Origin of the sequence: Streptomyces sp. AC1-42W, assembly GCF_003248355.1 — a bacterium.
Lineage (GTDB): Bacteria > Actinomycetota > Actinomycetes > Streptomycetales > Streptomycetaceae > Streptomyces.
Genome location: NZ_QKWY01000001.1, coordinates 258,426 through 272,029 on the forward strand (window position 1 = coordinate 258,426; position 13,604 = coordinate 272,029).

The 13,604-nt window shown below is 72.9% G+C and carries 9 protein-coding genes; 4 read left to right on the top strand and 5 right to left on the bottom strand.

Features of this window, described 5'->3' with window-relative positions; all coding sequences use genetic code 11:
- The first annotated feature begins 3 nt into the window (after nucleotides 1-3).
- The gene (locus DNK56_RS01205) at nucleotides 4-1,827 is read left to right on the top strand and encodes an NHL domain-containing thioredoxin family protein (protein WP_111329845.1); all 1,824 of its coding nucleotides are present in this window, start codon (nucleotides 4-6) and stop codon (nucleotides 1,825-1,827) included.
- On the opposite strand, the gene DNK56_RS01210 is transcribed toward DNK56_RS01205, so the two are convergent.
- The 4 genes from DNK56_RS01210 to DNK56_RS01225 all read right to left on the bottom strand — a co-directional run bounded on the left by DNK56_RS01210 (nucleotide 1,813) and on the right by DNK56_RS01225 (nucleotide 8,470).
- Nucleotides 1,813-4,725, bottom strand: coding sequence for an AfsR/SARP family transcriptional regulator (locus tag DNK56_RS01210; protein WP_111329847.1), 2,913 nt, complete (start codon nucleotides 4,723-4,725; stop codon nucleotides 1,813-1,815). The genes DNK56_RS01205 and DNK56_RS01210 overlap by 15 nt on opposite strands.
- Before the next feature lie 111 nt (nucleotides 4,726-4,836).
- Complete coding sequence (locus DNK56_RS01215; protein ID WP_111329849.1) at nucleotides 4,837-5,055, bottom strand: DUF6458 family protein; 219 nt, start codon at nucleotides 5,053-5,055, stop codon at nucleotides 4,837-4,839.
- A 160-nt stretch (nucleotides 5,056-5,215) separates the two neighbouring features.
- Nucleotides 5,216-6,514, bottom strand: coding sequence for a M18 family aminopeptidase (locus tag DNK56_RS01220; RefSeq protein ID WP_111335320.1), 1,299 nt, complete (start codon nucleotides 6,512-6,514; stop codon nucleotides 5,216-5,218).
- A gap of 129 nt (nucleotides 6,515-6,643) precedes the next feature.
- Nucleotides 6,644-8,470 carry an acyl-CoA dehydrogenase gene (locus DNK56_RS01225; RefSeq protein ID WP_111329851.1) on the bottom strand — a complete coding sequence of 609 codons (1,827 nt, stop codon included), beginning with the start codon at nucleotides 8,468-8,470 and terminating at the stop codon, nucleotides 6,644-6,646.
- A 148-nt stretch (nucleotides 8,471-8,618) separates the two neighbouring features.
- Between DNK56_RS01225 and DNK56_RS01230 the strand changes: the two genes are divergently transcribed.
- The 3 genes from DNK56_RS01230 (at nucleotide 8,619) to DNK56_RS01240 (ending at nucleotide 11,434) form a co-directional block, all read left to right on the top strand.
- On the top strand, nucleotides 8,619-9,071 hold the full coding sequence (locus DNK56_RS01230) for an SseB family protein (protein ID WP_111329853.1): 453 nt from the start codon (nucleotides 8,619-8,621) through the stop codon (nucleotides 9,069-9,071).
- Nucleotides 9,072-9,277: 206 nt separating this feature from the next.
- On the top strand, nucleotides 9,278-10,234 hold the full coding sequence (locus DNK56_RS01235) for a pirin family protein (protein ID WP_111329855.1): 957 nt from the start codon (nucleotides 9,278-9,280) through the stop codon (nucleotides 10,232-10,234).
- A gap of 132 nt (nucleotides 10,235-10,366) precedes the next feature.
- Nucleotides 10,367-11,434: an AI-2E family transporter gene (locus tag DNK56_RS01240; RefSeq protein ID WP_111329857.1), complete on the top strand. Its 1,068-nt coding sequence runs from the start codon at nucleotides 10,367-10,369 to the stop codon at nucleotides 11,432-11,434.
- A 6-nt stretch (nucleotides 11,435-11,440) separates the two neighbouring features.
- Here DNK56_RS01240 and DNK56_RS01245 read toward each other — a convergent pair whose 3' ends face one another.
- Complete coding sequence (locus tag DNK56_RS01245; RefSeq protein ID WP_111329859.1) at nucleotides 11,441-13,582, bottom strand: ATP-binding SpoIIE family protein phosphatase; 2,142 nt, start codon at nucleotides 13,580-13,582, stop codon at nucleotides 11,441-11,443.
- Nucleotides 13,583-13,604 lie beyond the last annotated feature (22 nt).

Sequence of the window (13,604 nt, forward strand, 5' to 3'; positions counted from 1 at the left end):
GCCATGGCAACACGTGCGCGCGTCAGGGCCCCCGAACTCGTCGGCAAGGGCGGCTGGCTCAATACAGGCGACCGGCAGTACACCCTCGCCGACCTGCGGGGACGCATCGTCGTCCTGGATTTCTGGACCTTCTGCTGTGTGAACTGCCTGCATGTCCTCGATGAGCTGCGCGAGCTGGAGGAGAAGCACCGCGACACCGTCGTGATCATCGGCGTGCACTCACCGAAGTTCGTCCACGAGGCCGAGCACCAGGCCGTCGTGGACGCGGTGGAGCGGTACGAGGTCCACCACCCGGTGCTCGACGACCCCGAGCTGGCCACCTGGAAGCAGTACGCCGTACGCGCCTGGCCCACGCTCGTCGTCATCGACCCCGAGGGCTATGTCGTCGCCCAGCACGCCGGTGAGGGGCACGCCCACGCCATCGAGAAGCTGGTCGAGGAGCTGGAGGCGGAGCACGGCGCGAAGGGCACCCTGCGCCGCGGCGACGGCCCGTACGTCGCGCCGGAGCCGGTCGCCACCCATCTGCGGTTCCCCGGCAAGGCGCTGGCCCTCGCGGACGGCGGCTTCCTGGTCTCCGACACCACCCGGCACCGGCTGGTCGAGCTGGACCCGGACGGCGAGACCGTGCGCCGGCACTTCGGGACGGGCGAGCGCGGATTCGCCGACGGCGGGCCGGAGCAGGTCCGCTTCAGCGAGCCCCAGGGCCTCGCCCTGCTGCCCGACGGGCGGATCGCGGTCGCCGACACGGTCAACCACGCCCTCCGCGCGCTCGACCTCACCACCGGGGAGACGACCACCCTCGCCGGTACCGGCCGCCAGTGGTGGCAGGGCGCGGCCACCAGCGGTCCGGCCCGCGAGACCGACCTCTCCTCGCCGTGGGACGTCGCCTGGTTCGGCGACCGGCTCTGGATCGCCATGGCCGGTGTCCACCAGTTGTGGACGTACGACCCCGAGGACGGCACCGTACGCGCCGCCGCCGGGACCACCAACGAGGGCCTGGTCGACGGGCCCGGCGCGGAGGCGTGGTTCGCCCAGCCGTCCGGGCTCGCGGCGGCCGGCGAGCGGCTGTGGGTCGCCGACTCGGAGACGTCCGCGCTGCGCTGGGTCGACCGAGAGGGCGCCGTGCACACCGCCGTGGGCACCGGGCTCTTCGACTTCGGCCACCGGGACGGGGAGGCCGGGCAGGCCCTGTTCCAGCATCCGCTGGGCGTCACCGCCCTCCCGGACGGGTCCGTCGCCGTCTGCGACACGTACAACCACGCCCTGCGCCGCTACGACCCGGCGACCGACGAGGTCACCACCCTCGCCACGGACCTGCGGGAGCCCAGCGGGGCCGTCCTGGTGGACGGCGACCTCGTCGTCGTGGAGTCCGCCCGGCACCGGCTGACCCGGCTGCGGCTGCCCGAGGAGGCGGTACGCGTCGCCGAGCGGGCCCACCGCACCCAGCGGGCGGCCACCGAGGTCGCGCCCGGCGCGCTCCGGCTCGACATCGTCTTCCAGGCCCCCGCCGGGCAGAAGCTGGACACCCGGTACGGGCCCTCGACCCGGCTGCTGGTCTCCGCCACTCCGCCGGAACTGCTGGCCTCGGGCGACGGCGCGGGCACCGACCTGTTCCGCGACCTCGTCCTCGCGGACGGCGTCACCGAGGGCGTCCTCCACGTCTCCGCGATGGCCGCGTCCTGCGACGACGACCCGGCGAACGAGTACCCGGCCTGCCATGTCCACCAGCAGGACTGGGGCGTCCCGGTCCGCGTCACGGAGGGCGGGGCCGCCCGGCTGCCGCTGGTGCTGGCCGGCCTGGACGAGGACGGGTCAGGCGTCGGCTGACAGGCGGCGTGCCGCCTCGTCCCGGCGGCGCACGTAGTCCGGGCTCGCCGTGACGCGCAGCAGCGCCTCCAGGGCCCGGACCGCGCCCTCGTCGTAGCCCGTGCGCTCCGCCTCGGACGCGGCCTCGTCCAGGAGGCGGATGCCCTTCTCCTCCGCGCCGAGGGCGAGACGCGCCTCCCCGCTGACGGACAGCAGCAGCACCCGGCGGGCCGCCTCCTCCTGCTCGGGGCCCAGGTCGAAGGCGGTCCTGGCGGAGTCCAGGGCGTCCTGCGGCCGGCCTGCCGTGAGCTGCATCCGGGCCAGGTGCTGGAGCGCGAGCATCTCCGTATGGGCGTCGGGCTCCTCCCGGGCCAGCTCCAGCGCCCGTTCGCAGCTCTCCATCGCCAGTTCGAGGTCTCCTTGCTCGGCCTGCACGATCGCCAGGTTGACCAGCGCCGTCGCCTCGCCGAGCCGGTCCCCGCACTGCCGGGCGAGACCGGGCGACGGATCGAGTATGGCGACGGCCTCACCCGTCCTGCCCTCCTCCGTCAGCACCCAGCCGAGCAGATTGCGGACCCGTGATTCGGCGTACGGGTCCTTGAGGTCGAGGGCCGCGGCGAGGGCCAGCTCCAGCATCGGCGTCCAGCCGTCCCGGACCCGCCACACCATGTGCGGCCACTGGAGCAGGATGATCCGCCAGGCCCGGTCGTCGAGCCCGGCGGTCCTGGCGGCCGCGGCGGCCAGGGTCAGGTCCTCGCGTTCGGCGGCCAGCCACCGCATGGCCTCCGTCCGGTCGGTGAAGTCCCGGATCGCGGCCGGCGCGCGGTAGCCGTCGGGCAGGACGAAGCAGGGCTCGCCGCCCGGTTCCGCCGTGTCGGCGGCCGCGAGCGCGGTGGCGATGTAGTGGTCGAGCACGCCCCGGAGCGCGTCCGGCCCGGCCTCCGGGTCGAGCCCGCGCGCGTACAGCCGGACGAGATCGTGCAGTATCCAGCGCCCCGGACCGGCCTCCGTGACCAGATGGGCGGCGGCGAGCCGTTCCAGCGCGGCCCCTGCGGTGACCGGGTCGCTCCCGGCGAGCGCGGCGGCGGTGTACGGGTCGAAGTGGCTGCCCGGGTGGTGGCCGAGCCGGCTGAGGTGGTGGACGGCGTCCGCGGGCAGCTGCTGCACGGTGAGCCGGAGCGCGGCGGAGACGCCGGTGTCCTCCACGTTCAGGTACGACAGTCGGCTCCGCTCGTCCGCGAGTTCGTCGGCCATCGCGGCCAGCGTCCACTGCGGCCGGCCGGCCAGCCGGGCCGCCGTCACCCGCAGGGCCAGGGGCAGTCCACCGCACAGTTCGGCCAGCCGCCCGGCCGCCACCGGTTCGGCCAGGACCCGTTCCTCGCCGAGGACCCCGGCGAGCAGCGCGGTGCCGTCCGGCGGCTCCAGTATGTCCAGCGGGACGGGGACGGCGGCGTCCGAGGCGATGAGCCCCTCCAGCCGGTGCCTGCTGGTCACCAGCGTGACGCAGTCCGCCCCGCCCGGCAGCAGCGGCCTGACCTGCGCCGAGTTGCGGGCGTTGTCGAGCACGACGAGCAGGCTCAGCCGGTCGGTCAGCGACCGGAACAGGGCCGCCGCGCCGGCCGCCGACTCCGGGACGCGGCGGGGCGCCACCCCGAGCGCGAGCAGGAACTCCCGCAGCACCTCCAGCGGGGTCGGCTCGGCGGTGTCCCCGAACCCGCGCAGATCGGCGAACAGCCGACCGTCCGGGAAGGCGGCGGGGGACCGGCGTGCCCAGTGCAGCGCCAGCGCGGTCTTGCCGACCCCGGCGGGCCCGGTGACCAGGCACACGGGCGCCTCCCCGGCGGCGGCCCGGGACAGGGCGGTCAGCTCGGCGCCGCGCCCGTGGAACCCGCGCGGGGCACGGGGCAGCAGATCGACGGCCTGCGCGGCCGCGAGGGCGGGCGCCGCCGCGGGCGCGCGGGCGGGCGCCGCCGCGGGCGCGCGGGCGGGCGCCGCCGCGGGCGCGGCTCCCCCGTTGGGCGCGGCGGGTGCGGCAGGGGCGCCGGGCCCGTGGTCCCCGGCCTCCGCGCCGGTCGGGTCGGGGGCATCGGCGGCGTCGGGCGCCTGCGGGCCGGGGGCCACGGGCCCGGCGGCCACCGCTTCGGGCGCCCCGGCGGGCTCCGTGCGGCGGACCGGGCCCTCGTCGCCCCGCAGGATGCGGGCGTACGCGTCGGCCAGTTCGCGGCCCGGATCGATGCCCAGTTCGTCGGCCAGCAGGCGGCGGGTCCGGTGGAAGCAGTCCAGCGCTTCGGACTGGCGGCCCGAGCGGTACAGGGCCGTCACCAGGCCCGCCGCCAGGGATTCGCGCAGCGGGTGGGCGACCGACTCCGCGCGCAGGACCGCCGCCGCGCGGTGGTGCTCGCCCAGCTCCCCGTACGCACGGGCCAGTTGCTCGACCGTCGAGAGCCGGGACTCCTCCAGCGCGTGGGCCGCCGCCTGCAGGGGGGCGCTGGCGTAGGTGCCGGTGAGAGCGGGGCCCTCCCACAGCGACAGGGCCTCCTTCAGCATCAGCACCGTGTCCGCGGGGCCCCGCTGCTCGCGGGCCAGCATCAGCAGTTCCTCGAACCGCTGGGAGTCAAGCAGTGTCTCCGGCACCCGGAGCACATACGCGTCCCCGAGCGTCGCCAGCTCGACCCCGTACGCCTCCGCGTCCGCGTCCACCAGCAGAGCCCGCAGCCGGGAGACATGGCCCTGGATCACCGTCCGCGCGTGCAGCGGTGGTTCGTCGTCCCACAGGCAGTCCGTCAGCCGGGCCATCGATACGGGGGTGTTGGCGTGCAGCAGCAGGGCGGCGAGCAGACTGCGGCGCTTGGCGGGGCCGAGCGGCAGCGGACCGGTCAGTGTGTCCACACAGACGGTGCCGAGCAGCCGGAACTCCACGAGCGGCTTCCCTCCCGGGTCTGACGCGCCCGGTGCCGGGTCACGGGCAAGAGCCCAGAATATCGGGGACTCCGGCGCGGCGTTCCGGGGGTATGGCCGGATCGTACCCGGTCACAGGTGCCGTTCGTCGTCGGACACCACCGTCGTGGTGGGCGGTACGACCATGCGGCGGCGCCGGATGACGCTCGCGTAGACGCAGACACCGATGATGCCGACGATCATCATGATCCAGCCGACCAGATCGACGCTGACGCTGTCCATGTGCCAGTCGGTCGCGAAGGCGAGGATCGCCCCCGCGCCGATGAGGATGATGCATCCTCCGAGTCCCATGAATCCCGCCTCCTCGGCGGCCCGGCATCTCCGGGCCGTGTACGGAGCGCGTACCCTGCGCGGCAACGAGCATGCGCGGGGCGTGGGTTGGCGCGTACCGTGCGCCGGGCCGGGGCCCCCGCCGGCTCCTGGCCGGCCCCCGGCTCGCGGCCTCGTTCCGTCAGCCCGTCAGGAACGCCGCGAGGGCGTTCGCCAGCAGGTACGGGTCGTCCGCGCCGCAGAGTTCGCGGGCGCTGTGCATGGACAGGATGGCGACGCCGATGTCCACGGTCTTGATGCCGTGGCGCGCGGCGGTGATGGGGCCGATCGTCGTGCCGCAGGGCATCGCGTTGTTGGAGACGAACGTCTGCCACGGCACGCCCGCCTTCTCGCAGGCCGCGGCGAACACGGAGCGGCCGGCACCGTCCGTCGCGTACCGCATGTTGACGTTGACCTTGAGGATGGGGCCGCCGTTGAGGACCGGATGGTGCGTGGGGTCGTGGCGCTCCGCGTAGTTGGGGTGGACCGCGTGGCCGGTGTCGGACGAGAGGCAGACCGTACCGGCGAAGGCGCGGGAGCGGTCCTCGTATCCCCCGCCCCGGGCGAAGACCGACCGTTCCAGGACCGTGCCGAGCAGCGGCCCGTCCGCGCCGGTGTCGGACTGCGAGCCGTTCTCCTCGTGGTCGAAGGCGGCCATCACCGGGATGTACGGCAGCTCGGCGTCGGGCTCCCTCGCGACGGCGGCGAGCGCCGCGGTCGCCGCGTGCACCGAGAGCAGGTTGTCCATGCGTGGACCGGCCACCAGCTCGCGGTCGCGGCCCAGGTAGGACGGCGGCTCGACGGGGTGCGGCATGAGGTCCCAGCCGGTGATGTCCTCGGCGTCGACGCCCGCCTCATCGGCGACGAACCGGATGAGGTCGCCCTCCTCCACGTCCCCGAGGCCCCAGATGGGCTGCATGTGCTTCTGCCGGTCCAGCTTGAGCCCGTCGCTGTTGACCGACCGGTCCAGGTGCACGGCGAGCTGGGGGACGCGCAGCAGCGGCCGGTCGATGGAGACCAGCCGGTCCGTGCCGTCGCGGAGCGAAATCCGGCCGGCGAGACCGAGGTCGCGATCCAGCCAGGTGTTGAGCAGGGTGCCGCCGTAGATCTCCACGGCGATCTGGCGCCAGCCGTACGCGCCGGTGTCGGGCAGCGGCTTGACCCGGAGGTTCGGCGAGTCGGTGTGTGCGCCGACGATCCGGAACGGGGTGTGCGCCCCGGCGCCCTCCGGCACGTACCAGGCGACGATCGCGCCACCGCGCAGAACGTACGTGCCACCTGTGGTTCCGTCCCAGGCCGCGGTCTCCTCCAGCTGCCGGAATCCGGCCTTCTCCAGTCGCGCGGCGGCGGTCGCCACGGCGTGGTACGGGGAGGGGGAGGCCATCAGGAAGGCCATCAGATCGTCGGTGTGCCCGCGGTCGAAGCGGGGGGAGGAACTCATGTTCTTCACTGTAGCCAGACGTGGCCGAAAGGATTCCCCGTCGCCCCCGCCCGGCTCCGGGCATCGTCCGGCCGCCGCCGCCCGGACGGGGGTCCGGGCGGCGGCGGCCGTGGAAGGTGCGGAAGGCGCTTAGAACGCGGCCTCGTCCAGCTCCATCAGCGCGTTGTCGACGGACTCGGCGAGTGCGCGCTCGGTGCCGACACCGGGCAGGACGTTCGCGGCGAAGAACTTCGCGGCGGCGATCTTGCCCCGGTAGAAGGGGACGTCCTTCGCGGAGGCGTTCGGCAGCTTCTCGGCGGCCACGGCCGCGCCCTTGAGCAGCAGGTAGCCGACGACGACATCGCCGGAGGCCAGCAGCAGGCGGGTGGTGTTGAGGCCCACCTTGTAGATGTTCTTGACGTCCTCGCCGGTCGCGGTGAGGTCGGTGATCATCGTGCCGACGATCGCCTCCAGGTCCACCGCGGCCTTCGCGAGGTTGTCCAGCGCGCCGGACAGCTCCTCGTTGTCCTGGGCGCCCGCGAGGAACTTCTTGATCTCCTCGGAGAGCGCGTTGAGCGAGGCGCCCTGGTCGCGGACGATCTTCCGGAAGAAGAAGTCCTGGCCCTGGATCGCCGTCGTGCCCTCGTACAGGGTGTCGATCTTGGCGTCGCGGATGTACTGCTCGATCGGGTACTCCTGGAGGTACCCGGAGCCGCCGAACGTCTGGAGCGACTGCGCCAGCTGCTCGTAGGACTTCTCGGAGCCGTAGCCCTTGACGATCGGCAGGAGCAGGTCGTTGAGGCCGTGCAGCGCCTTGGCGTCCTCGCCGGCCGCCTCCTTCTCCTGGATCGCGTCCTGGACGGAGGCGGTGTAGAGGACGAGGGCGCGCATGCCCTCGGCGTACGCCTTCTGCGTCATGAGCGAGCGGCGCACGTCGGGGTGGTGCGTGATGGTGACCTTGGGCGCGGCCTTGTTCATGAACTCGGACAGGTCGGTGCCCTGGACGCGCTCCTTGGCGTACTCCAGCGCGTTGAGGTAGCCCGTGGAGAGCGTGGCGATGGCCTTCGTGCCGACCATCATGCGGGCGAACTCGATGATGCGGAACATCTGGCGGATGCCGTCGTGCTTGTCGCCGATGAGCCAGCCCTTGGCGGGGTGGCGGTCGCCGAACGTCATCTCGCAGGTGTTGGACGCCTTGAGGCCCATCTTGTGCTCGACGTTCGTCGCGTACACGCCGTTGCGCTCGCCCAGCTCGCCGGTGGTCCAGTCGAAGTGGTACTTCGGGACCAGGAAGAGGGAGAGGCCCTTGGTGCCGGGGCCGGCACCCTCGGGGCGGGCCAGCACGTAGTGGAGGATGTTCTCCGACATGTCGTGCTCACCCGAGGTGATGAAGCGCTTCACGCCCTCGATGTGCCAGGAGCCGTCCTCCTGCTCGACGGCCTTCGTGCGGCCCGCGCCGACGTCGGAGCCGGCGTCCGGCTCGGTCAGCACCATCGTCGAGCCCCACTGCTTCTCGACGGCGATCTCGGCGATCTTCTTCTGCGCCTCGTTGCCCTCCTCGAAGAGGATGCCGGCGAACGCCGGGCCCGAGGAGTACATCCAGACGGCCGGGTTCGCGCCGAGCAGCAGCTCCGCGTAGCCCCAGATCAGGGAGCGGGGCGAGGTGGTGCCGCCGATCTCCTCGGGCAGGCCCAGACGCCAGTACTCGGAGTCCATGAACGCCTGGTACGACTTCTTGAAGGTGTCGGGGACCGGCGCGGTGTTGGTCTCCGGGTCGAAGACCGGCGGGTTGCGGTCGGCGTCGGCGTAGGAGTCGGCGAGCTCGTTCTCGGCGAGACGGGCGATCTCTTCAAGGATGCTCTTCGCCGTCTCGACGTCCATCTCCGCGAACGGTCCGGTGCCGTACAGCTTGTCCCGCCCGAGCACCTCGAAGAGGTTGAACTCGATGTCGCGGAGATTCGACTTGTAGTGCCCCATGGGAAGGCTCCGTAATCAATAGCAGTGGCGCGCAGCGCCCCGTGGAGGGGTGGCCCGGACGTATCAGCTGACCTCTACGATGATGCTACCCGTCAGTAATAAGACGCAACCCCTCAAGCCCTACATGTGGCCGATTACTCTTTGTCCCATGTACGGCTACGACCAGAACCAGGGCGCGCAGCAGCCTATGCAGCAGCCGATGGGGGGCGGCTACGGCGAGCAGCCGCTGTACCCGGAGCCCTCGCCGCCCTCGCTGGGCGACGCGGTACGGGCCTTCACGACCGGCTCGCTGTCCGCCGAGGACTTCCAGCAGATCTTCGCGACGTCGAAGGTGTACTGCCCGCGCGGCGACAACCCCGGTTTCCTGGCGCTGCACAACACCCAGCAGCCCGTGATCCCGATGTTCACCACGCTCAAGGAGCTGCGGCTGTACGCGGGCAAGGAGTCCAAGTACTTCGTGATCACCGGCGCCGAGGTGATCGACCTGCTGCCCACCGGCTACGGCTTCGTCCTGGACATGGAGGGCGAGCACCGGATCGTGTTCGACGCGAAGGCCGTCGAGCAGATGGTCGACTTCGCGATGCGCCGCATGTACGGCTGATGTGCCGCATGTACGGCTGACGCGCCCCTCCGCGGCTGATCCGCCCGGGGCCGACAGCTTCCCGAAGACCTTTCGAAGGGGTCCGTACCACCGCCGGTACGGGCCCCTTCGGGCTGTCCGGGGCCGTGCGGGAATGGGCGACGCCTTGCAGGATGTTCACCATTCAACTAAATTGAACGCAGAACACTCCCCTGGAGGTGGCTCAGATGCCCGCAGTGACCGTCGAGAACCCGCTGACCCTGCCCAAGGTGGTCGCTTCCGGCGACGCCGCGGCCCGTCCCGTACTCGCCGTGACCACGGCGCCGAGCGGCTTCGAGGGCGAGGGCTTCCCGGTCCGCCGCGCCTTCGCGGGGATCAACTACAAGTACCTCGACCCGTTCATCATGATGGACCAGATGGGTGAGGTGGAGTACGCGGCCGGTGAGCCGAAGGGCACCCCCTGGCACCCGCACCGCGGCTTCGAGACCGTGACGTACCTGATCGACGGCACCTTCGTGCACCGCGACTCCAACGGCGGCGGCGGCACCATCCAGAACGGCGACACGCAGTGGATGACCGCCGGCAGCGGGCTGCTCCACATCGAGGCGCCGCCGGAGTCCCTGGTCATGTCGGGCGGCCTCTTCCACGGCCTCCAGCTGTGGGTGAACCTGCCCAAGGCCGACAAGATGATGGCCCCGCGCTACCAGGACATCCGCGGCGGCCAGGTGCAGCTCCTCGCCTCCCCGGACGGCGGCGCGCTGCTCCGGGTCATCGCCGGTGAGCTGGACGGCCACGAGGGCCCCGGCATCACGCACACCCCGATCACGATGATCCACGCCACCGTGCGCCCCGGCGCCGAGGTGACCCTGCCCTGGCGCGAGGACTTCAACGGCCTCGCGTACGTGCTCGCCGGGCGCGGCTCCGTCGGCGCGGAGCGCCGGCCGGTCCACATGGGCCAGACCGCCGTCTTCGGCACCGGCTCCTCGCTGACCGTGCGCGCGGACGAGAAGCAGGACGGGAACACCCCGGACCTGGAGGTCGTGCTCCTCGGCGGCCGTCCCATCCGCGAGCCGATGGCGCACTACGGGCCGTTCGTGATGAACAGCCAGGCCGAACTCAAGCAGGCCTTCGAGGACTTCCAGGCCGGCCGCCTCGGCACCGTGCCCGCCGTCCACGGCATGTGAGCCGCGGCCGGGCCCGCGCCGCCGCCGTGCGGCCGGAGCCCGGCCCTCCCTCCCCCGCCGCCGTATGACACCCCGTCACTCGTACGGCGGCGCGGGCGGGACACCGCCGGTGAGGCGTGATCGGCTGGCAGCGTGCAGACCCACGAGCCCCTCCTGCCGGACGGCGCCCGGCGGACCGCCGCCTGGTGCGGCGTCGTCCTGCTGGTCACCGGCGTCGCCGCCGTCGCCGTCTGGCTGTGCGTCGTCTTCAAGACCGCCGTCACCCCGGTGCTGCTCGCCCTGCTCGGTACGGCCCTGCTCGGTCCCGTCCACCGCCGGATGACCGCCCACGGCGTCAACCGCTCGGTGGCCGCCGGGATCACCTGCGCGCTGCTGCTGGCCGTGGTCGGCGGCGCCGGCTACATCGTGGTCTCCGCGCTCGTCGAGACCGGCGACCAGATCGTGGCCTCGCTGAAGGACGCCGGGCAGTGGGTCACCGACCACGTCCGGGTCGCGGGCGACCTGAGCGTGGACGACCTGGAGGCCAACGGCCGCAAACTGGTCGAGAAGTTCGGCGCGAGCGCGGCGGGCGGCCTCCTCACCGGAATCAGCTTCGTCGGCTCGCTCGTCGCCACCAGCGTCCTCGCGCTGCTGCTGACCTTCTTCTTCCTGCGCGACTCCGACCGCGCGGCGCGCCTCGCCCACTCCATCGCCCCGCGCGGCACCGGGGACATGGTCGAGGCGATGGGCCGGCGGGCCTTCGAGGCCGTCGAGGGTTTCATGCGCGGGACGACGCTCATCGCGCTGATCGACGCCGGCTGCATCACGATCGGGCTGCTGATCCTGCGGGTGCCCGGCGCGGTGGGGCTCGGCGCGCTGGTGCTCGTCGGCGCCTACATCCCGTACCTCGGCGCGTTCATCTCCGGGGCGGTCGCGGTGCTGGTGGCCCTCGCGGACCGGGGCTTCGTGATCGCGCTCTGGGTGCTCGGTGTCGTCCTCGCCGTGCAGGTGCTGGAGGGCCACATCCTCCAGCCGATGATCCAGAGCCGCACGGTCCAGATGCACCCCGCCATGATCCTCATCGCCCTGACGGCCGGTGCGAGCGTGGCGGGCATCCTCGGCATGCTGCTCGCGGTCCCGCTGTGCGCGGCGGCCTTCGGCATCATCGGCGAACTGCGCAGTGCGGGGGCCGTGCCGGAGGCTCCGGGGGACGGCGACTGACGGGGGTCAGATGCCTTCCGGCTCCTCGAAGGCGTCCAGGTCGGGCACGGCCGGTTCCGGCTGCCGGTCCTCGTGCAGCTCGAACCAGATCGACTTGCCCGCGCCCTGCGGATCGACGCCCCACTTGTGCGCCAGCATCTCCATCAGGACCAGGCCCCGCCCGCTGGACGCCAGCTCGCCCGGCCGCCGCTTGTGCGGCAGTTCGTCGCTGCCGTCGGCCACGTCCACCCGCAGGCACCGCTCACCGGGCGGCCCGGTCGCCTGGGCGACCATCAGCGCGTCGCCGTCCGTGTGGACCAGCACATTGGTGGCCACCTCGGAGAGCAGCAGCACCGCCGCGTCCACCTGGTCGGGGTCGGCCCAGTCGTGCAACAGCTCCCGCAGCAGCCGACGGGCCGCCGAGATCCGCTCCGGCTCGGCCTGCGCGATGGTGAGCGCGGTCCGCCGGGACACGGACGGGGGCGTGACGGAGGCGTCGCGGCGCAGCAGCAGGACCGCCACGTCGTCCTCGCGCCGATCGGCGAGCGGCCCCGTCGTGTGGTGCGAACCCGGCCCGTGCACGGCCTGCACCAGCGCGTCCGCCAGCTTCTCCAGGTCGCCGGTGTGCCGTTCCAGGATCGGCCGCAGCCGCACCCAGCCGGTGGCGAGGTCATGGCCGCCGGTCTCGATCAGCCCGTCCGTGCACAGCATGATCGTCTCCCCGGCCTCCAGCACGATCCGGGTCGTCGGGTAGTCCGCGTCCGCCTCGACGCCCAGCGGCAGCCCGCCCTCGGTCTGCCGGATCACCGCGGTGCCGTCCGCCGTCATCATCACGGGGTCCGGATGGCCGGCCCGCGCGATCTCCAGCGTGCCGGTCTCCGGGTCGGCCTCCGCGTACAGGCAGGTCGCGAACCGGGCCGCCGCGCCCTCGTCGCCGTCGCCCGGGTCGGTGAGGCCGGACAGGAAGCGCGAGGCGCGGGCGAGCACCGCGTCCGGGCGGTGCCCCTCGGAGGCGTACGCGCGCAGCGCGATCCGGAGCTGGCCCATCAGCCCGGCCGCCCGTACGTCGTGCCCCTGGACGTCGCCGATGACGAGGGCGATGCGGCCGCTGGGCAGCGGGATCAGGTCGTACCAGTCGCCGCCGATCTGGAGGCCGCCACCGGTCGGCACATAGCGTGCCGCCACGGTCATCCCCGGGATGTCGGGGCCCAGCGAGGGCATCATCGTGCGCTGGAGGCCCGCCGACAGCTCCCGCTCGCTGTCGGCCGCGCCCGCCCTGGCCAGCGCCTGCGCGAGCATCCGGGCCACGGTCGTCAGCACCGACCGCTCGTCCGGCGAGAACGACACCGGGTGCCGGAACCCGGCCATCCAGGCGCCCATCGTGCGCCCGGACACGATCAGCGGCAGAAAGGCCCAGGAGCGGCGCCCGAACCGCCGGGCGAGCGGCCAGGTGGCGGGGTAGCGGTCGCGGTAGTCGTCCGGGGTGGCCAGATAGATCGCCCGGCCCGTCCGGACGACCTCGGTGGCCGGGTAGTCCGTGTCCAGCGGCATGTCCGTGAACGGGCCCTCGGTGCCCACGCTGTGCCCGTGCTGGCCGACGATGGTCAGCCGCTCGCCCTCGACGCCGAAGACCGCGAGGCCGTCCGGCGAGAAGCCGGGCATGGACAGCGAGTAGGCGACCCGCAGCACCTCCGTGGTGGACCCGGCCTCCGCCAGGGCCCGCCCGGCGTCCAGCAGGAACGCCTCGCGGGAACGCCGCCAGTCGCCGGTGATCGCCGTGTGCGTGCCCGCTGTGCCGGGCTCGGGCTCGGTGACCTCCTGGAGCGTGCCGATGAGGACGTAGCCCCGGCCGGTCCCGGCCCGGGCGGCCTTGGGGACGGGCTTGGAGCGGCTGCGCACGGTACGCAGGACATGGCCGCTGCCGTCCACGATCCGCAGCCGGGCCTCGGCGAGGGTGCTCTCGGCCGCGGCGAGGCTGATCAGCCCGGCGATCTCGTTCCAGTCGACGGGGTGGAAACGGGCGCGGACCTCCGAGTCACGGAAGACACCGGACCTCGGGGGCAGCTCCAGCAGACGGGCGGCCTCCGCGTCGAGCGTGACCGTCCCGGCTCCGTTGTCCCAGCGCCACAGCCCGGTTCCGGTCGCGGCCAGCACATCCTCGGTGCGCATTGCCCCACTTTAAACCGGCATG